Source organism: Telluria sp. ZB2R32, from assembly GCF_059685715.1.
Map to the genome: position 1 here is coordinate 383,183 of NZ_JCASIG010000002.1, position 19,162 is coordinate 402,344.

A 19,162-nucleotide genomic window follows, 5' to 3' on the forward strand; every position below is an offset into this window, starting at 1 on the left:
CCCTGCCACCTTCGCGGCGCGCCGTTCGGGCGGTAGCGCCGCACGGCACTGCCGGGTGCGCCATCCGCGCCTTCCGGGTGCCGCGGCAAGGACCGTATAATGTGCGCTCCACTCGCGCACGCTTCCCATGACCACCCTCGCCCCCACGCCCGACCTGCCGGCACACGCCATCGATGCCGCCGCCGCGCACCTCGAAAACATCCTCGCCGTCGCCATCGAGCACGGCCCCGCGCATCGGGCGCTGGTCGTCTACGACACGCGCACCGGCCTTTCGCGCGCACTGGTCGAAGCCTACCGGCGCAACCTGCCCGACGCTGACTTTCTCGACTTCGACAGCGTCGACGCCGCCGAGGTGCTGGCGCGCTTTCGCCAGTTGGCGCCGCAAGACCTGGTGGTGCTGGTGCAATCGACCAATTTCAGGCTGGAGGCGTTCAGGATCCGTGTCGAACTTTTTAAATTGGGCCTGAAGGTGATCGAGCACGTGCACCTGTCGCGCATGCCCGGCATCCAGGGCGAGCACTACATCGCGGCGCTGGAATACGATCCGGCCTACTTCCGCGGCGTCGGCCGCGCGCTGAAGGGCCGCATCGATGCGGCGCCGCATGGACGCGTGTGCGGCGGCGGCGAGGAGCTGGTGTTCGCTTCGCGCTTCGAGCCGGCCAAGCTGAACATCGGCGACTACAGCGAGATGCACAACGTCGGCGGCCAGTTCCCGATCGGCGAAGTGTTCACCGAAGCGCTCGACCTGGAAGCGGTGAACGGGCGCGCGCAGATCCACGTGTTCGGCGACACGTCGTACCTGTCGAACCGGCCACAAGTACCGGTGACGATCGTCGTCGAGCGTGGCCGCGTGGCCGCCACCGAGAACGCCACGCCGGAATTCCAGCGCGTGCTCGACATCATCCGCGCCGACGAAGGCGAAGTCTGGGTGCGCGAGCTGGGCTTCGGCATGAACCGCGCTTTTACGCGCGAGCGCCGCGTCGACGACATCGGCACCTACGAGCGCATGTGCGGCATCCACCTCTCGCTCGGCGCCAAGCATGGCGTGTATCCGAAGCCGGGGTTCAAACGCAAGGATGCGCGTTATCACATTGACGTCTTCGTGGTGACGGACGCCGTTTATCTCGGCTCGGAGCGGGTGTACGCGAATGGCGCCTGGTGCCCTTGAATTAATGAATTTGACGACGACAAGTGGTAACATCGCAGGGTTACCAATTATTCATACAAAACAGGTGGGACTGGAATGAAAGAGGACCTTTCGAAGCGCGTGGACGAGATCCAGGCGATCAGCGCGGTGCCGAAGATTCTTGAAACCGTCGCCGCCATGACCGCGCTGCGCTTCGTCTGCATCGCGCACGTCACCGACGACGCGTGGATCGCCTGCGCCGTGCTCGACAAGCTCGGTTTCGGCCTGGCGCCGGGCGGCCAGCTCGACGTCACCACCACGCTGTGCGAGGAAGTGCGCGACACGGCCCGCGCGGTCATCATCGACTGCGTGCGCGACAGCGAGCAGTATTGCGCGCACCACACGCCGCGCCTGTACGGCTTCCAGAGCTATTTTTCGATTCCCATCTTCCGCACCGACGGCAGTTATTTCGGCACCCTGTGCGGGCTCGACCCGGAACCGGCGCGCCTGACCGACAGCACGACGGTGGCGACGCTGCACCTGTTCGCCGAGCTGGTCTCGAAGCAGCTCGATGCCGACGTCGAGCTTGTCGCCGCGCGCGCCGACCTCTCCAGCGAACGCGAAACGGCCGAACTGCGCGAGCAGTTCATCGCCGTCCTCGGCCACGACCTGCGCACCCCGCTCGGCTCGATCCTGCTCGGCACCGAACTGCTGGCGCTGAAGCACCCCGACCCCGAATCGCGCCCGATCGTCGAACGCATCCGCCGCAGCGCCACGCGCATGGCGGCGCTGGTGGACGACGTGGTCGATTTCACGCGCGGCCGCATGGGCAGCGGCATCCCGATGCGCATGCGCGAATCGAACGTCGACAGCACGCTCGAACAGGTGGTCGACGAAATGCGCGGGCTGTATCCGCAGCGCGCGATCGAGGCGCGCATCACCCCCGCCCTGCGCCTGCGCTGCGACCCCGAACGCATCGCCCAGCTGCTGTCGAACCTGCTGAAGAACGCGCTGGTACACGGCAGCGCCGACGCGCCGGTGCAGGTGGTGGCCGCGACGATCGCCGGCGAATTCGTGCTGTCGGTCGCCAACGGCGGCCGTGAACTGCCGCAATCGGTAATCGACAGCCTGTTCAAGCCCTACTGGCGCGCCGCTTCGCGTTCCGGCAGCGATGGCCTGGGACTGGGCCTGTACATCGTCGACCAGATCGCGCGCGCCCACAACGGCACCATCGAAGTCAGCTCGCAGGGCGGCACCACGGTATTCCTGTTCCGGCTGGTCGGCGCGACACTGCCGTCCACACCGGCCACCACGCGGACCGCCCATGCTGACTCCTGAACAGCGCGCCGGCTACGACCGCGACGGCTTCATCGTCCTGCCCGGCTTCAAGGAAGCGGCGCAGATCGCCGCGCTGCGCGCGCGCGCCGAAGCCATCGTCGACGCCTTCGACCCCAACGAATCGCGGGCGATTTTCACGACGCGCGACCAGGAGCGCGCCAGCGACGCCTGGTTCCTCGGCTCGGATAATACGGTGCGCTGCTTCTTCGAGGAAGAAGCCTTTGGCGCCGACGGCCAGCTGCGCCAGCCGAAAGCCCTGTCGATCAACAAGATCGGCCACGCGATGCACGACCTCGACCCGGTGTTCTCCGCCTTTACGCGCGACCCGAAACTGGCGCAGGTGGCGCGCGACCTCGGCCTGGCCCAGGCGCAGGTCTGGCAGTCGATGTACATCTTCAAGCAACCCGGCATCGGCGGCGAAGTGCGCTGGCACCAGGACGCGACCTTCTTCGACACCGCCCCGATCAGCGTCACCACCTTCTGGTTCGCGCTGGAAGACGCGACCATCGACAACGGCTGCCTGTGGGCCGAACCGGGCGGCCACCGCGGCCCTTTGCGCGAACGTTTTATCCGCGAGGGCGACGCGATCAGGATGGAAAAGCTGGACGCGATGCCGTGGCCGGACGACAGTACCGCGGTGCCGCTCGAAGCGGCGGCCGGGACGCTGATCTGCTTCCATGGCCTGCTGCCGCATTACAGCGCGCCGAACCGCTCGCCGGTGTCGCGCCATGCGTTTACCTTGCATGCGACGGATGGGGGGACGGTGTATTCGCCGCGGAACTGGATTCAGCGTGACGGGACCTTTCCGGTATGCGGATTCGACTGATTTTGTCCTTCCAGTATCTTTTAATGCACTTTCAGTGCTAAAGTGCGGCCATGGATTGTCATATCGAGGTTTTTCACAACGGGCACTGGCTCGAAGCGGCGCAGGCCAGCTTTTCCGATGTCGTGCGCAATGGTTTTCGCGCGAGCGACTGCGTATTCGAGTACGACCTGGACTATGCATTCGGCGAGGCGCCGCCGCCGGTGTCGCTCGCACTTCCAGTAGACGCCGACCGCCACCGGCTGCAAGCATGGCCGGCCTTCCTGTACGACCTGGTCCCCCAGGGTAACGGGCGCAAGTTTCTCCTCGACCGTTTGCAGCTTCCAAACGCGCAGGCGTCCGATCTCCCACTGCTGCTCGCAGGGGCCTTCAACCCCATCGGCCGGCTTCGCGTCACGGAAGCGGTGGAGTACTTCGAGCAGCATGTCGAACGCCATGACCTTGCTGCCAGCGGCTTCGCTTTCCATGAGCTGCTCGCGCGCGCGCCCGAATTCCATGAAGCAATGATGGTGCATGGAATGCTGGCGGCCGGAGGTACCGGCATCCAGGGCGTCGCCCCGAAATACCTGCTGACCGAAGCACACGATGGCAGGTGGTATCCGGACGCCGCGCTTCCCGACGCACAAGCCCGGCGCCATTTCATCGTCAAGCGTCCACGCGGCCCTTCCGAGGCCGACCGCAAGGTACTGCGCAATGAAGCACGCTACATGGAAGTCGCGCAGCGCTTCGGCATCCGCAGCTTCGACCTTCCTGCCCTGCATGGCGACATGCTGTTCATACCGCGCTTCGACCGCCGCGCGCAGGACGGGCGCGTGCTGCGCTTCCACCAGGAGAGCGCAGCTTCGATCGCCGGTCTGGGCGGCTTCGGTATCCAGGCGAACCAGTTCGATTTGCTTGCCGCGATCCGTAAGGTTGTGGATGCGCCGCTGGAAGAGACCATCGAGTTCATCCGGCGTGACGTGCTCAACCTGGCGATGCGCAACCCGGACAACCATGCCCGCAATACCGCCGTGCATACCGTCGATGGGGTGACCCGCATCACGCCGCTGTTCGATTTCGCCCCGATGTACCTGGACCCCGAGGGCATCACCCGCGCTGCCCGCTGGTATCACCTCGAGACGAACAAGGAACTGCAGCGCTGGGAAGACATCCTGGCGCACCTGGCCTTGCCCACGCCGGAACACCAGCAACTGGTCGAGTCGCTGGTACGGTTCGGCGAGCAGATGGCGGCGCTGCCCGAGTGCATGCGCGAGATGGAAGTCGACGGCGACATCGTCGATTTCGTCATGCCCAGCATCGAGGCGCAACGGGCCCAACTTCTGGCACTGAGATAGTCATGAGCAAAAGAAAACCGATGGACAAGACGCAGGCGCGGGAACGGCGCAACCGGTTGCTGGAAACCGCCGCTGCGGCCGAGCTGTCGCTTACCGAAGGCGTACGCGAAATGCGCGCGATCGCCGGCATGACGCAGGAAGAATTCGCGCGTCACCGCGAGGTCAGCGCCCGGGTTATCAAGGCGATCGAACTTGGACAGGGTAATCCGACCGTGGGGACGCTAAACCGGATCGGTCATTTCTTTGGGCTGGAGGTGGCGTTCGTGCCAGTGCGGAGAGCGGCAGTGGCTGCGGAACAGAAGCGATCACCGGTCGAGACGGCGGAATCCTCGGACTCGCACATCGTGCTCGGCATGACAGCTGCAGCATGGCTACAGACAATGAAAAACATTCAGGAAAGTATAAACACTAATGCGGAAATGCTTTCCGAAGCTTTCAAGAAAATCGAGGACATAGATCCCGAAATGTTGTCCAAAGCCTTGAAAGACGTTGAAGGTAAGGAAGATTTACAAACGAGTCAAGGGGAGGCGAAAGACAAGCCACGACCAACGTCAGTGATTGACTCCACTCCCCGACGGAAGAAAAAGCATCAGGGTTAAAGCCAAGGCGTCTCAAACGATGGGCTGACTATTGGTGCATTCCAACAACCGATCTACATTTTCAAACAGCCAGGCATCGGCGGCGAAGTGCGCTGGCACCAGGACGCGACCTTCTTCGACACCGCCCCGGTCAGCGTCACCACCTTCTGGTTCGCGCTGGAAGACGCGACCATCGACAACGGCTGCCTGTGGGCCGAACCGGGCAGGCACCGCGGCCCTTTGCGCGAACGTTTTATCCACGAGGGCGACGCGATCAGGATGGAAAAGCTGGACGCGATGCCGTGGCCGAGTCGGGACTCCACCCTACGAACCCTGACTCGCATGCGCTTTATGCCGACGAGGTTCCGCGCTCACGCACACCCAAACCCCGACTGCGCCAGCGCCCGCGTCAAGTCCGCCTTGAACACCGCATAATCGATCGCCTTTTCCACAAACTCGCCCGCGCCCAGCATGCGTGTGCGCACGCGGTCGTACTCGTTGCGCGAGCTCGACAGGACGATGACGGGGACGTCGGACAGGAAGGGTTTGGACGAGATTTCTTTGAGTACTTCGAAGCCGTCGACCTTCGGCAGTTTCAGGTCGAGCAGGACGACGTCGAAATCGGACGCCTTGTTCAGTTCGCGCAGCGCTTCTTCGCCGTCGGAGACGACGACGACTTCATGGTCGGCGGCGCAGCTCTGCAATACGCGGCGCGTCAACTCTACGTCGAAGGGAAAATCATCGACAATCAGGGCTTTTTTGACCATCGGCCCATCGTACATGAATGCCGGCAATGTGGCTTAAATTGACATTAATTCATGTAAAAATGCGACGGCGCCGCATGGCACGGTGCGGCAAGGGACGCGCGCCATGCGGACGGGCGTGTCCGCTTCAGGCCTGTTCCTCCGGTTCCGGTCCGCGCGTCTTGCCCGGCGGCGCCAGCTTGACCGGCCGTTTAGTGCGCGCCGATTCGTAGATCGCCTCGATGATGCGCTGGTCCTGCAAGCCTTCCTCGCCCGGCGTGTGCGGCTCCTTGTCCTTGCGTACGCATTGGGCGAAGTGATCGAGCTCCCTGGCGAACTGGTTGCCTTCCTCGATCTGCAGTTCCGAGGTCTGCTCCCTGCCCTGTTCGACGCGCGAAACGCGCAGGCGGTTGCCTTCGTAGGCATAGGCCGGACTCATCTCGGCCCAGGCGCTGGCGCCGTTCAGGCGGTACATCTGCGATTTGTGCGAGCTGTAACCGGTCGAGCAGGTGGCGGTGAAGCCGCTCGGGAAGCGCAGCGTGAACTGGCAGCTTTCCTCGACTTCTTTAAAACGCGCGTCGCCCGGCGTCGACCAGGTGTGGCCGATGACTTCGACCGGTTCTTCGCCGCTCAGGAAGCGCGCCTGGCTGATGCAGTACAGGCCGACGTCCGGCAGCGGGCCGCCGCCGGCCAGCGCCCGTTTCAGACGCCAGTGCTGCGGGTCGCCCATGTTCTGCGAATTGACGGAGGTGAACTCGCGCAGCTCGCCCAGCTTTTTGTCCTTGATCATTTTTACCAATCCACGCTCGAGCGGCGAGTACTGGCGGCGGTAGGCAATCATCAGCTTGCGTTTGGCGCTCTTGCAGGCGTCGATCATGCTCTGGCATTCGGCCACCGTGTTCGCCATCGGCTTTTCGCACAGCACGTGCTTGCCAGCCTTGGCGGCGCGGATCGTGTACTCGGCGTGCATGCTGTTCGGCAGCGCGATGTAGACGCCCTGCACTTCCGGCATCTGCGCCAGCTTGTCGTAATCCTTGTAGTCGAGCACCGCGCTCTCGGGGATGTTGTACTGGCGCGCGACTTTTAACGCCTTGGCGCGGTCGCCGCTGACCAGCGCCACCGGTTTCGCGTGCTTGCTCTGGGCGAAAGCCGGCAGCATTTCGTTCACCGAAATACGCCCGACGCCGACAATCGCGATGCCGACCCGCTCGTTCCACGGGTCGCCCGGCGGTTCGGTCTTTTCCGGCTTTTCGGTCCTGGTTTCGATGGGCGGGAAGGTAATTTTATCTTTCTCGGCCGCCCCGGCCGCCATGGCGGGGCTCGACAGGGCGGCCAGGGTGCCTACATAGCGCAGGAAATCGCGGCGCGGCGCTTGGTCGTGACTCATGAATGCATCCTTTCGGCGAATGCTGCTGACAAAGTGGAAATTGAAAAATGGATGCAAATCCTCGCACACTGTCAAAAATGACAATTTTCTATTGCTTGTGATCCATAACCGTCTGTCGCACCAGCGTGCATTCCGTCGCACCGCCTCCCTCCTGTCGATGATTTGATGAAATCATACGATTTTGAACAGCTGGAGCCGCCATGCATACCATCGTCCCGAACGCCTCTTCCCGTCGACGCCGTCCAGCCGGAACGCGCGCCCTGTTGCTCCTGCTGTGCATGCCGGCGCTGGCCTGGGCCGGCGTCGACGCCGAGATCGCCCGCGTCGAGCGTGGCTTGCGCGCGCCGGTGGTGCTGGCCGGCGCGGCGGCGCCGTCGCGCACGCTGGCGGACGAGATGGCGCGCCTGCACGTCCCTGGCGTCAGCATCGCGCTGATCCGCGGCGGCAAGATCGCATGGACGCGCGGCTACGGCCTGGCTTACCCGGGCGGTCCCGCCATCACGCCCGACACGCTGTTCCAGGCCGCCTCCATCAGCAAGCCGGTGACGGCCATGGCGGCATTGCGCCTGGCGCAGGATGGCCGGCTCGATCTCGACGCCGGCATCGACACCTTGCTGACGGGCTGGAAGCTGCCGCCGGCGGACGGCGCCGCGCTGGTGACGCCGCGCCGCTTGTTGGCGCACACGGCCGGCATCGGCGTGGCGGGCTTTCCCGGCTATGCCGCGAACGCACCGGTACCGACGCTGGTGCAGGTGCTCGACGGCGCGGCGCCGGCCAACACGCAGCCGGTGCGCGTCGAGACGGCGCCGGGCAGCGCCTGGCGTTACTCCGGGGGCGGCTACAGCGTCGTCCAGCAGGCGCTGATCGACCACACGGGGCAAGCCTTCGACGTGCTGCTCGACGAGACGGTGCTGCGCCCGCTCGGCATGCGCGACAGCCGCTTCGCCCAGTCGCTGCCCGCCAGCCTGCTGCCACGCGCGGCCCTGCCGCACGACGAGCAGGGCAAGCCGATCGCCGGCGGTCCCTATACCTATCCGGAACTGGCGGCGGCCGGCCTGTGGACCACGCCGCGCGACCTGGCCCGCTTTGCGCTCGACCTGCAGCGCAGCGCCGGCGGCGGCAAGGGCGTGCTCTCGCCGCAAATGGCGCGCACGATGCTCACGCCGGTGAAAAACGGTTATGGCCTGGGCCTGAACGTGGAAGGCAACGGGACAGCGCGCAGCTTTGCCCATGGCGGCAGCAACATGGGCTACCAGAACACCTTGTTTGCATATGCCGACCGTGGCGACGGCGCCGTGATCATGACGAACGGCGCCAACGGCGCGGAGCTGGCCAACAGCCTGCTGCGCGCCCTCGCCGCCGAATACAAGTGGCCGAGCCAGCACCCGCAAGTGCGCAAGGCCGTGTCCCTGGATGCCGCCGCGCAGGAAAAGCTGGCCGGCCGCTACGAAATCAAGGGACTGGGCGACTTCCGCATCGCGCGCAAGGAAGGCCGGCTCATGGTGGCGCTGCGCGACGACAGCTGGGAGCCCTTGTATGCGGCCTCGCCGACGCGGCTGTTCGTGCTCTCGCGCGAACTCGACCTGCACATGGAGGGCGATGGCGGGCGTCTCGTGTCCGGCTCCTTCGACGTGCGCTTCCAGCGGGCGCCATGACGCTCCGATAAAGCGCCGGCAAGGGCTGATGCGTGTTGCGTATGCATCATGTATCAGCTTTTTTACAAATCGGCCTCAGGCTTGCTCGAAAGATACCATTAGAATCGTTTCTCCAAATTATCTATAAAAACAGGGGAAACATGATCCGTTTGCCAATCGCACTGGCGGCCTTATGCCTCAGCGTCTCCGCCTTCGCGGCCGATCCTTTCGACGACAAGTTCCGCCAGCTCGACGAGCTGCTGCCGACCGCGTCGACCGTCCGCACCGCCTCGGGCGCGCCGGGCCAGGCCTACTGGCAGCAGCGCGCGGATTACACCATCCGCGCCACCCTCGACGAGGCGAACCGCGCGATCCGCGGCGCCGAGACGATCACCTACCATAACAATTCCCCGGATACGCTCAACTATCTGTGGGTCCAGCTCGACCAGAACATCTACAAGCCGAACTCGGACGCGCGCATGTCGGCGACGTCGGTCTCGCGCGAGGCATGGGCCAAGCCGCGCAGCCCGGAGGAAGGCATGAAGTTCGACGCCCTGCGCACGACTTTCGAAGGCTTGACCTTTGATGGCGGCTTCAACATTACCAACGTGAAGTCGGGCAGCCGTCAACTCGCCCACACCATCAACCGCACGATGATGCGCATCGACCTGCCGCAGCCATTGAAGCCGGGCCAGCGCTTCACCTTCGAGGTCGAGTGGAACTACAAGATCAACGAACAGAAGGTACTGGGCGGGCGCTCGGGCTACGAGAAGTTCGACGAAGACAAGAACGACCTGTTCGAGATCGCCCAGTGGTTCCCGCGCATGGCCGCCTATTACGACGTCTACGGCTGGCAGCACAAGCAGTTCCTCGGCGCCGGCGAATTCACGCTCGAATTCGGCGACTACGACGTCGAAATCACGGTGCCAAGCGACCACATCGTGGCCTCGACCGGCGTGCTGCAGAACCCGGGTTCGGTATTGACCCCGGCCCAGCGCGAGCGCCTGGCCCAGGCGAAGAACGCGAAAAAGCCGGTGATCATCGTCACCCAGGCCGAGGCCGAAGCGGCCGAGAAAAAGCGCGCAACCACCAGTAAAACCTGGCACTTCAAGGCGAAGAACGTGCGCGACTTCGCGTTCGCGTCGAGCCGCAAGTTCATCTGGGACGCGCAGGGCATCAAGAGCGGCGATACCGACGTGATGGCGATGTCCTACTATCCGAAGGAAGGCAACCCGCTGTGGGAGAAGTATTCGACCCAGGCGGTGGTGCACACCATCGAGCAGTACAACAAATATTCGTTCGACTATCCGTACCCGACTGCGATTTCCGTGAACGGCCCGGTGGGCGGCATGGAATACCCGATGATCTCGTTCAACGGCCCGCGTCCGACCAAGGACAAGAAGACCGGCGAACTCACCTACGGCAAGCGCACCAAATATGGCCTGATCGGCGTGATCATCCATGAAGTGGGCCACAACTACTTCCCGATGATCGTCAACTCGGACGAGCGCCAGTGGACCTGGATGGACGAAGGCTTGAACTCCTTCGTGCAGACCCTGGCCCAGGAAGCCTGGGAAGAGCAATGGCCGGAAATGCGCGGCGAGCCGCGTCTGATCACCGACTACATGAAGAGCCGCAACCAGGTGCCGATCATGACCAACTCGGAGTCGCTCCTCCAGTTCGGCAACAACGCCTACGCCAAGCCGGCCGCCGCGCTGACCGTGCTGCGCGAGACGGTGCTGGGCCGCGAACTGTTCGACTTCGCCTTCCGCGAATACGCGCAGCGCTGGAAGTTCAAGCGCCCGACCCCGGCCGACTTCTTCCGCACCATGGAAGACGCATCGGGTACGGACCTCGACTGGTTCTGGCGCGGCTGGTTCTACACGACCGACGCGGTGGACGTCAGCATCGACGGCATCAGCGAGTACACGATCAGCTCGCAGAATCCGGAAACGGAAAAGGCATGGCGCCGCAAGATGCGCGATGCCGAGCCGACCTCGCTCACCGACCAGCGCAACAAGGGCATGCCGCGCCGCGTCGACGCGCATCCGGAACTGAAGGATTTCTATAACGAGCACGACGACTTCACCGTCACGAATGCCGACCGCAACAAGTTCAACGAAGGTCAGGAAAAGCTTGAGGACTGGGAAAAGGCCTTGCTCAGTTCGGGCAAGCACCTGTACCTGGTCGACTTCACCAACATCGGCGGCCTGGTGACGCCGCTGGTGCTGGAGATCCAGCTCGCCAGCGGCAAGAAGTACGTCGAGCGCATTCCGGCCGAAGTGTGGCGCTATTCGCCGAAGAAGATCACGAAGCTGATCGTCACCGACGAGCCGATGACCAGCCTGGTGCAGGATCCGTTCTGGGAAACCGCCGACATCGACCAGAGCAATAACGCCTGGCCGCGCAAGCTGACCCCGTCGCGCCTGGAGCTGTTCAAGAGCGAGCGTCCGCAGTCGGACATGATGAAGGACTTCAATACCAAGTTGAAGACCAAGGAAGAAAAGGCGGCGACCGCCGAGGAGCCGAAGAAGGAGACGGTGCCGAAGGTGCAGTGACGTTTATGTAGGGTGGGCCGGGCCACGCAAGGCTCTCGATCCCACGCGGTACGGCAGTTGCCTGGTGCTCGACTTCGATCCCGCCACGGCTACTCGACCTGTGCGACTGCGTGGACACAAGTGTCCACCCTGCGTCCCTTCGTTTTTGGCCGGTGACCACGCGCAAGCGTGTCACCGGTTTGTTTCATTTGGAACGATCGAATTTTTATGAACATGAAGCACATCGCGCATTCGCTTGCACTGACCCTCGCCGCCTTCACCCTGTCCAGCGCCACCCACGCCGCCGACCCGTTCGACGACAAATTCCGCCAGCTCGACGAACTGCTGCCAACGCCCTCGGCCACGCGCAGCGCGTCCGGCGCGCCCGGCCACGCCTACTGGCAGCAGCGCGCTGACTACCAATTGCGCGCGACGCTGGACGAAGCGAAGCGCGCGATCACGGGCGCCGGCACCATCACCTACCACAACAACTCGCCCGACACCCTGCACTACCTGTGGGTGCAGCTGGACCAGAACATGTTCCGCGGCGACTCGGACAACCGCAACATCTCGACCATCCCCTCGCGCGACGCCTGGCAAAAGGGCGGACCGGAAGGCGTGAAGTTCGACGCGATCCGCTTTGCCTTCGAGAGCCGGAAGTTCGAAGGCGGCTTCCAGGTCGCCAGCGTGAAAGGCGCGAACGGCCAGCCGCTCCGCCACGTGATCAACAAGACGATGATGCGCGTCGACCTGCCGCAGCCCCTGAAACCGGGCCAGCGCTTCTCGTTCGCGCTCGAGTGGCGTTTTAATATTCCCGAAGCGAGCGTGCTGGGCCGGCGCATGGGCTTCGAGCGTTTCGACAAGGAGGATAAAAACGACCTGTTCGAAATCGCCCAGTGGTTCCCGCGCATGGCGGCCTACTACGACGTGGCCGGCTGGCAGAACAAGCAATACCTGGGCGACGGCGAATTCACGCTCGAATTCGGCGACTACGACGTGGCGATCACGGTGCCGAGCGACCATATCGTCGCTTCCACGGGCGAACTGCAGAACGCCAATGAAGTGCTGACGGGCGCCCAGCGCGAACGCCTGGCGCGCGCGAAGACGTCGAAAACGCCGGTGATCATCGTTACCCAGGCCGAGGCGGAAGCGGCGGAAAAGCGCCGCGCCACCACCATGAAAACCTGGCGCTATAAAGCGAAGAACGTGCGCGATTTCGCCTTTGCCTCGAGCCGCAAGTTCATCTGGGATGCGCAGGGCATGAAGAGTGGCGACACCACTGTGATGGCGATGTCCTACTACCCGAAGGAAGGCAACCCGCTGTGGGAGAAGTACTCGACGCAAGCCATCGTCCACACGATCGAGCAGTACAGCAAATACTCGTTCGACTATCCCTACCCGACGGCGATCTCGGTGAACGGCCCGATCGGCGGCATGGAATACCCGATGATCTCGTTCAACGGCCCGCGCCCGACCAAGGATAAAAAGACCGGCGAACTGACGTACTCGAAGGCGACCAAGTATGGCCTGATCAGCGTGATCATCCATGAAGTCGGCCACAACTATTATCCGATGATCGTCAACTCGGACGAGCGCCAGTGGACATGGATGGACGAGGGGCTAAATAGCTTCCTCCAGTTCCTGGCCGAGGAAGCCTGGGAAGAAAACTACCCGGCGCGCCGGGGCGAGCCGCGCGACATCGTCGACTACATGAAGAGCAAGAACCAGACGCCGATCATGACCAATTCGGAGTCGGTGCTGCAGCGCGGCCCGAACGCCTACGGCAAGCCGGCCACCGCCCTGAACGTGCTGCGCGAGACGGTACTGGGCCGCGAGCTGTTCGACTTCGCCTTCAAGGAGTACGGGCGCCGCTGGAAGTTCAAGCGCCCCACGCCCGCCGACCTGTTCCGCACCATGGAAGACGCGTCCGGCACGGACCTCGACTGGTTCTGGCGCGGCTGGTTCTATACCACCGACGCGGTCGACGTCAGCGTCGACGGCATCAGCGAGTACACGGTCAGTTCGCAGAATCCGGACATCGAAAAAGCCTGGCGCCGCAAGCTGCGCGACGCCGAGCCGATGTCGCTCACCGACCAGCGCAACAAGGGCATGCCGCGCCGCGTCGATGCGCATCCCGAGCTGAAGGATTTCTACAACGAGCATGACGACTTCACGGTCACGAATGCCGACCGTAACAAATACCAGGAAACGCAAGACAAGCTCGAGGACTGGGAAAAGGCGCTGCTCTCCTCGGGCAAGCACCTGTACCTGGTCGATTTCACGAATGTCGGCGGGCTGGTGACGCCGCTGGTGCTGGAGATCCAGCTGGCCAGCGGCAAGAAGTACATCGAGCGCATCCCGGCCGAAGTGTGGCGTTACTCGCCGAAGAAGATCACCAAGCTGATCGTCACCGACGAACCGATGACGAGCCTGGTGCAGGACCCGTTCTGGGAGACGGCCGACATCGACCAGAACAACAATGCCTGGCCGCGCAAGCTGATGCCGTCGCGCCTGGAACTGTTCAAGAACCAGCCACCGTCGAACGATATGATGAAGGACTTCAATGCCACGTTGAAGACCAAGGAAGAAAAGGCCGCCGCCGCAGCGAAGTAAATCGTTAGCGTATGCGCACCGTAGGGTGGGCACTCGTGCCCACGCGGCCTCACCGTTCGCACAGCCGCGGCAAGATCGAAGTCGAGCGATACGCAAAGGCCGCACCGCGTGGGCTCAAGAGCCCACCCTACGTTTGGAACAGCTTGGATTGACATGAACATGACACACCTCACCCGCCTCTTCGCACTCACCCTTCTCCTGGTCAGCACCCTCGCCTCCGCGCACCGCTTCCACGCCGGCATGACCGACATCGCCTTCAACGCCCGCACCGGCAACACCGAGATCGTCCACACCTACATGGCGCACGACGTCGAAGCCTTGCTGGCCAACCTGTACGGCCGCCAGTTCGACCTCTCCGACCCCGAAGACCAGGATGCGATACGCAAGTATGTCGAAGGCCGTTTCCGCATCCTCGGCCAGGACAAGGCCCCGCTGCCCCTGCGCTGGGTCGGCATGACCGCCGATGCCGAGAAGGTGACCATATTCCAGGAGATCGAACAGACGCCCCTGTGGAGGGCAAGCGCCATTCACGACAAGATCCTGATCGATTTCATTCCCGACCAGGTCAATACCGTCAACCTCAACGAAGGTAATGTTGTGCGCACCCTGACCTTCGACCGCAACAATCTCGAACAACCAACGCGTTAAGACATCCATGCTTTCCATTCGCCCAATACCCCTTGCACTGGCAGCGCTATTCGCCTCCTCTTTCGCCCTCGCCGACGACCTCGTCCTGCAGCGCGTGCTGGTCGAAGGTTCCCGTATGAGCCAGCTCGGTATCGCCGATTCCGCCAATGCCGGCACCGTCGGCCAGAAGGAGCTGGCCGCGCGCACCACCTACCGTCCCGGCGAGATGCTCGAAGCGATGCCGGGCCTGATCGCCAGCCAGCACAGCGGCGAAGGGAAAGCCAACCAGTTCTACCTGCGCGGCTTCAACCTCGACCACGGCACCGACCTTGCTACCTGGGTCGACGGCATGCCGGTCAACCAGCGCAGCCATGCGCACGGCCAGGGCTGGACCGACGTCAACTTCCTGATCCCGGAACTGGTCGGCCGCCTCGACTACCGCAAGGGACCGTACTCGGCGCGCGACAGCGATTTCGCGTCCGCCGGCAGCGCCGAGATCAGCTACGCCAACCGGCTGGTCAAAGACATCGCCAGCGCCACGCTCGGCCAGGACGGTTTCAGGCGCGCGATGGTCGCCGGTTCGCCCGAGCTCGCGGGCGGCACCCTGCTCTACGCGCTCGAACTGATGGACAACGAGGGTCCCTGGACCCGGCCCGACGACTACCGCAAGCGCAACGGCATCCTGCGCTACAGCCGCGGCTACGCCAACAACGGCTGGAGCGTCACCGCCATGGCCTACCGCGGTACCTGGAACGCGACCGACCAGATCCCGCTGCGCGCGGTGGAAGATGGCAGCCTGGGCCGCTTCGACGCCATCGACGACAGCGACGGCGGCAGCGCGCGCCGCTACAGCCTGTCCGGCATCTGGCGCCAGACCGGCGCCGATTCGGCCTCGAAAGTGAGCGCCTACCTGATCCGCAACCAGCTCGACCTGTTTTCGAATTTTACGTACTTCATGAACGATCCGGTCAACGGCGACCAGTTCGCCCAGCCGGACCGGCGCGTCACCAGCGGCGCAGATGCAACACACACCTGGCACGTACACCGCGGCGACACGATGGCGTCGGACCTGACCGTCGGCGCGCGCCTCCAGAACGACAACATCTTCAACGGGCTGTACAACACCCGCGCCCGTGAACGCCTGAGCACCACGCGCGAAGACCACGTGGTCGAAACCAGCGGCGGCCTGTTCATCGAAAGTGCGACGCGCTGGAACGAAGTCGTGCGCACCAAGGCCGGCCTGCGCGCCGACCGCTACCGCTTCGACGTGACGAGCGACCTGGCGGCCAACAGTGGCCGCGCGAACGACACGCAGGTGAGCCCGTCGTTCAGCCTGATCCTGGCGCCGTTCGCTTCGACCGAGTTCTACCTGAACTATGGCCACGGCTTCCACAGCAACGATGCGCGCGGTACCGTTGCCGCGATCGACCCGGCCACGCGTGATCCGCTCGAACGCGCGCCCGGCCTGGTGCGCTCGCGCGGCATGGAACTGGGCATGCGCACCGAGGCGATCCCGAAGATGCAGACGGCGGTGTCGCTGTACCGCCTCGACTTCGATTCAGAGCTGACCTATATTGGGGACGCCGGCATGACCGAAGCGGGCGATGCCAGCCGCCGCTACGGCGTCGAGTTCTCGAACTACTGGCGCCCGCTGAAATGGCTGGCGGTGGACTTCGATGCGGCCTACGCACGGGCGCGTTCGCGCAATGGCGATCGGATTCCAGGCGCGGTCGAGGGCGTGGGCCAGCTGGCGCTCACCGTCGACAAGGTCGGACCGTGGTCGGGCGCGCTGCGCCTGCGCTACTTCGGGCCGCGTCCGCTCATCGAAGACAACAGCGTGCGCTCGCATGCCAGCACCACGCTCAACGGGCGCGTCGGCTACAAGATCGACAAGGACCTGCAGCTGGAACTGGAAGCGTTCAACCTGACCGACCGCCGCGCCTCGGCGATCGACTACTTCTATGCGTCGCAACTGCCTGGAGAAGCCGAACCGCGCGACGATATCCACTTCCACCCGATCGAACCGCGTTCGCTGCGCCTGACGCTCACCAAAACCTGGTAAACCAGAGGGGCCGGTTTTTCACCGGCCCTTGTAAAAGCTGCTACGCTACCGGGCATGACACCATCCGAACTGCCCTACAGCGACCCATCGCGCCTGGCCGAAGCCCTGGTCGGCGATGGCTACGCCCTTCTTCACCCCCACGACGTCGCGCGCCTGGCCGGCTGCCTGCTTTCCGACTTCGACGCGCTGGCGCCGAGCTGGGACCACCTCGAACTCGATCACTACCTGAAGGACGGCGGCCGCTACCGGCGCCGGCGCCACTCCTGTTTCGTCGACGACGGCACCACGCTGGCGCAAACGCCGCACCGCGCGCACTGGCAGCCGGTCGAATACAACGCCCTGCACGGCGGCATGCACCGCCTGTTCGAACCGATCGAGCCGGCCACCATCGCCCAGCCCGGCTGGCAACAGCTGGTGCGCGCGCTCGGCGCGGTCTGCTCGCAGGTCAAAGCGGCGCGGCCCTGGTATGTGGAAGCGCACCAGTTCCGCATCGACACCGCCGACGGCATCGGCCGCCCGACGCCGGAAGGCGCGCACCGCGACGGCGTCGATTTCGTGGCGGTGATCCTGATCGGGCGCAGCGGCATCAAGGGTGGCGAGACGCGCGTATTCGACGCCCACGGGCCGCGCGGCCAGCGCTTCACCATGACCGAACCCTGGACCCTGCTGCTGCTCGACGATGCGGCCGTGATCCACGAATCGACGCCGATCCAGCCGCTGGGCGAGCACGGGCACCGCGATACGCTGGTGCTGACCTGGCGCGCGGGGTCGTTCCAGGGCGAGGGCGTGTAATCGTCACCGCATCATCAAAAAAAACGCCCGCGTACCTTGCGGTAGCGGGCGGTAATCCAGAATTTCGGAGAAAAACTGGAGGAGACAGGTCCAATATACCTCCGTTTATTGTGCAGCGCAATACAGTAAAACTACTGCGCAGCTGGGACTTTCCCTCCTGTCTGTGTAGGCATTTTCTGACGATCCATGTCGTATGGATCAGATTATGACGCAACGCACCATCGCAGTGCGAATACGCTCAATCCTGCACGCATAGAAGGCATTTACGGGTCGTCCGACGTTGCTTTGCCGTCTGCCGGTGCGCCCGATGTTGCGGCGCTCGCGCAAGGAGCTTGTGTATTTTTTTTCACGTGGGTGTTGTCGCCGGCACGCGCCCTCACTGCCGCCATTGCGCGCGCCGATGGCGTCGATGCATGTGAGGGCACGCGCCCAGCGGCGGCGACGCTGCCGAGTTGCGGTTCGGGACGGGTGCTGGCGCGGGCCGGCAGGGCGCTCGACGCGCGCAGGCTATCGGTCGGCGCGGCACAGGGTGCAGTCGGCGCGGCGGCTATGCGTGGTTCCGGCACGGCCTGGCCGGTGGCACAGCCGGGCAAGGCGGCGCAGGCGGTGGCGATCAGTAGCGGCATGTTCATGGCGACCTCCCTCGATCAACCAATTCTAGCCCTGTTCTTCATCCGGCAGCGGCAACAGCACCGTCCGCGCCGCCTCTACCAGCGCCGCGCCCATGCGCTCGACGCGCTGCGGCTGGATGCGCCATGCATGCCAGTACAGCGCCACGTCCACCGGAAACTGCAGCGCCAGGTCGACCAATTCTCCCGCGTCCAGCAAGTGCTGGCATTGTTCGAGCGGCAGCATGCCGTAGCCGAGTCCGAGCCGGATCGCATGCACATACGGATCGCTGGCCGGCACATAATGGCAGGGGTAGCTGCCTTCAGGCAGGCCGAGGTGTTCGAGCAGGAAGGCGGACTGCAGCGAATCCTTGCGGTCGAACACGACCACCGGCGCGACCCTGGCCGCCTCGCGCTCGAGGCCGTCGGGGAAGCAGCGGCGGGCGAAGTCGGCCGAAGCCACCATCCGGTAGCGCATCAGGCCGAGCGGCGTCGCGGTGCAGCCGTGCATCGGCTGGGCCTTGCCGGAGATGCAGGCCAGCACGCGCCCCTCTTCCAGCAAGGCGAAAGTATGGCCCTGGTTGTCGAGCACGAATTCTGCCAACAGTCCCTCGGCGGCCAGGATCGGCGCCAGCGCCGGCAGCAGCCAGGTGGCGAGCGTGTCGTTGTTGACGGCCAGGGCGACGCGCGCCGGCCCGGCATCCATCCCCATCTCGGCCAGGAATTCGGATTCGAGCAGCAGGCTGCGGCGCAGGTATTGCAGCAGGCGCATGCCGGGAATGGTCGGGCGGCACGGACGGCTGCGCACCAGCAGCGGCGTACCGAATTCCTGTTCCAGCGCCGAGATGCGTTGCGAGACTGCCGACGACGTGATCCCCAACTGGTCGGCTGCCCCTTCCAGGCTGCCGGTATCGACGGCGGCGGTGAATGCACTGCTGCGGCGCGGATCGATTTTCATTA

The 19,162-nt window shown here is 64.2% G+C and carries 16 protein-coding genes; 12 read left to right on the top strand and 4 right to left on the bottom strand.

The genetic code is table 11. From position 1 onward, the window contains the following. The first annotated feature begins 127 nt into the window (after positions 1-127). The 6 genes from AC56LG_RS06700 (at position 128) to AC56LG_RS06725 (ending at position 5,634) form a co-directional block, all read left to right on the top strand. Complete coding sequence (locus AC56LG_RS06700) at positions 128-1,168, top strand: M29 family metallopeptidase (RefSeq protein ID WP_497165332.1); 1,041 nt, start codon at positions 128-130, stop codon at positions 1,166-1,168. A 75-nt stretch (positions 1,169-1,243) separates the two neighbouring features. Next, a complete protein-coding gene (locus AC56LG_RS06705) occupies positions 1,244-2,464 on the top strand; it encodes a GAF domain-containing sensor histidine kinase (protein WP_497165333.1) in 1,221 nt (406 codons plus the stop codon). Continuing rightward, positions 2,451-3,290 carry a phytanoyl-CoA dioxygenase family protein gene (locus tag AC56LG_RS06710; RefSeq protein ID WP_497165334.1) on the top strand — a complete coding sequence of 280 codons (840 nt, stop codon included), beginning with the start codon at positions 2,451-2,453 and terminating at the stop codon, positions 3,288-3,290. The genes AC56LG_RS06705 and AC56LG_RS06710 overlap by 14 nt, the downstream gene beginning before the upstream one ends. Positions 3,291-3,340: 50 nt before the next feature. Then, positions 3,341-4,621, top strand: a complete 1,281-nt coding sequence (locus AC56LG_RS06715) for a type II toxin-antitoxin system HipA family toxin (RefSeq protein ID WP_497165335.1) — start codon at positions 3,341-3,343, stop codon at positions 4,619-4,621. A 2-nt stretch (positions 4,622-4,623) separates the two neighbouring features. Beyond that, entirely contained in the window at positions 4,624-5,220 is a 597-nt protein-coding gene (locus AC56LG_RS06720) for a helix-turn-helix domain-containing protein (RefSeq protein WP_497165336.1), read from the top strand. Positions 5,221-5,271: 51 nt separating this feature from the next. Beyond that, positions 5,272-5,634 carry a phytanoyl-CoA dioxygenase family protein gene (locus AC56LG_RS06725; RefSeq protein ID WP_497165826.1) on the top strand — a complete coding sequence of 121 codons (363 nt, stop codon included), beginning with the start codon at positions 5,272-5,274 and terminating at the stop codon, positions 5,632-5,634. Here the strand turns inward: AC56LG_RS06725 and AC56LG_RS06730 are convergent. Then, positions 5,571-5,966 (bottom strand): response regulator, encoded by a 396-nt coding sequence (locus AC56LG_RS06730; protein ID WP_497165337.1) that lies wholly within the window; start codon positions 5,964-5,966, stop codon positions 5,571-5,573. The two genes, AC56LG_RS06725 and AC56LG_RS06730, sit on opposite strands and share 64 nt — an antisense overlap. 124 nt (positions 5,967-6,090) lie before the next feature. Then, complete coding sequence (locus AC56LG_RS06735) at positions 6,091-7,329, bottom strand: Gfo/Idh/MocA family protein (RefSeq protein WP_497165338.1); 1,239 nt, start codon at positions 7,327-7,329, stop codon at positions 6,091-6,093. 200 nt (positions 7,330-7,529) lie between these two features. Between AC56LG_RS06735 and AC56LG_RS06740 the strand changes: the two genes are divergently transcribed. From AC56LG_RS06740 to AC56LG_RS06765, 6 genes are all read left to right on the top strand, one after another. Further along, positions 7,530-8,984: a serine hydrolase domain-containing protein gene (locus tag AC56LG_RS06740; protein ID WP_497165339.1), complete on the top strand. Its 1,455-nt coding sequence runs from the start codon at positions 7,530-7,532 to the stop codon at positions 8,982-8,984. Positions 8,985-9,124: 140 nt separating this feature from the next. Continuing rightward, positions 9,125-11,521, top strand: a complete 2,397-nt coding sequence (locus AC56LG_RS06745) for a M1 family metallopeptidase (protein ID WP_497165340.1) — start codon at positions 9,125-9,127, stop codon at positions 11,519-11,521. Positions 11,522-11,728: 207 nt separating this feature from the next. Beyond that, the gene (locus AC56LG_RS06750; protein ID WP_497165341.1) at positions 11,729-14,113 is read left to right on the top strand and encodes a M1 family metallopeptidase; all 2,385 of its coding nucleotides are present in this window, start codon (positions 11,729-11,731) and stop codon (positions 14,111-14,113) included. Positions 14,114-14,266: 153 nt separating this feature from the next. Beyond that, positions 14,267-14,761, top strand: a complete 495-nt coding sequence (locus AC56LG_RS06755; protein WP_497165342.1) for a DUF6702 family protein — start codon at positions 14,267-14,269, stop codon at positions 14,759-14,761. A gap of 7 nt (positions 14,762-14,768) precedes the next feature. After that, positions 14,769-16,802, top strand: a complete 2,034-nt coding sequence (locus AC56LG_RS06760; RefSeq protein WP_497165343.1) for a TonB-dependent receptor — start codon at positions 14,769-14,771, stop codon at positions 16,800-16,802. A 54-nt stretch (positions 16,803-16,856) separates the two neighbouring features. Continuing rightward, positions 16,857-17,594, top strand: coding sequence for a 2OG-Fe dioxygenase family protein (locus tag AC56LG_RS06765; RefSeq protein WP_497165344.1), 738 nt, complete (start codon positions 16,857-16,859; stop codon positions 17,592-17,594). Between the two features lie 263 nt (positions 17,595-17,857). Here the strand turns inward: AC56LG_RS06765 and AC56LG_RS06770 are convergent, their stop codons facing one another. Continuing rightward, positions 17,858-18,226, bottom strand: coding sequence for a hypothetical protein (locus tag AC56LG_RS06770; RefSeq protein ID WP_497165345.1), 369 nt, complete (start codon positions 18,224-18,226; stop codon positions 17,858-17,860). Between the two features lie 25 nt (positions 18,227-18,251). Continuing rightward, on the bottom strand, positions 18,252-19,160 hold the full coding sequence (locus tag AC56LG_RS06775) for a LysR family transcriptional regulator ArgP (protein WP_497165346.1): 909 nt from the start codon (positions 19,158-19,160) through the stop codon (positions 18,252-18,254). Between the last annotated feature and the right edge of the window lie 2 nt (positions 19,161-19,162).

Coding starts and splice junctions, on each gene's coding strand:
- AC56LG_RS06700 (WP_497165332.1), top strand. CDS start 128: ATGACCACCCTCGCCCCCACGCCCGACCTGCCGGCACACGCCATCGAT.
- AC56LG_RS06705 (WP_497165333.1), top strand. CDS start 1,244: ATGAAAGAGGACCTTTCGAAGCGCGTGGACGAGATCCAGGCGATCAGC.
- AC56LG_RS06710 (WP_497165334.1), top strand. CDS start 2,451: ATGCTGACTCCTGAACAGCGCGCCGGCTACGACCGCGACGGCTTCATC.
- AC56LG_RS06715 (WP_497165335.1), top strand. CDS start 3,341: ATGGATTGTCATATCGAGGTTTTTCACAACGGGCACTGGCTCGAAGCG.
- AC56LG_RS06720 (WP_497165336.1), top strand. CDS start 4,624: ATGAGCAAAAGAAAACCGATGGACAAGACGCAGGCGCGGGAACGGCGC.
- AC56LG_RS06730 (WP_497165337.1), bottom strand. CDS start 5,966: ATGGTCAAAAAAGCCCTGATTGTCGATGATTTTCCCTTCGACGTAGAG.
- AC56LG_RS06735 (WP_497165338.1), bottom strand. CDS start 7,329: ATGAGTCACGACCAAGCGCCGCGCCGCGATTTCCTGCGCTATGTAGGC.
- AC56LG_RS06740 (WP_497165339.1), top strand. CDS start 7,530: ATGCATACCATCGTCCCGAACGCCTCTTCCCGTCGACGCCGTCCAGCC.
- AC56LG_RS06745 (WP_497165340.1), top strand. CDS start 9,125: ATGATCCGTTTGCCAATCGCACTGGCGGCCTTATGCCTCAGCGTCTCC.
- AC56LG_RS06750 (WP_497165341.1), top strand. CDS start 11,729: ATGAACATGAAGCACATCGCGCATTCGCTTGCACTGACCCTCGCCGCC.
- AC56LG_RS06755 (WP_497165342.1), top strand. CDS start 14,267: ATGAACATGACACACCTCACCCGCCTCTTCGCACTCACCCTTCTCCTG.
- AC56LG_RS06760 (WP_497165343.1), top strand. CDS start 14,769: ATGCTTTCCATTCGCCCAATACCCCTTGCACTGGCAGCGCTATTCGCC.
- AC56LG_RS06765 (WP_497165344.1), top strand. CDS start 16,857: ATGACACCATCCGAACTGCCCTACAGCGACCCATCGCGCCTGGCCGAA.
- AC56LG_RS06770 (WP_497165345.1), bottom strand. CDS start 18,226: ATGAACATGCCGCTACTGATCGCCACCGCCTGCGCCGCCTTGCCCGGC.
- AC56LG_RS06775 (WP_497165346.1), bottom strand. CDS start 19,160: ATGAAAATCGATCCGCGCCGCAGCAGTGCATTCACCGCCGCCGTCGAT.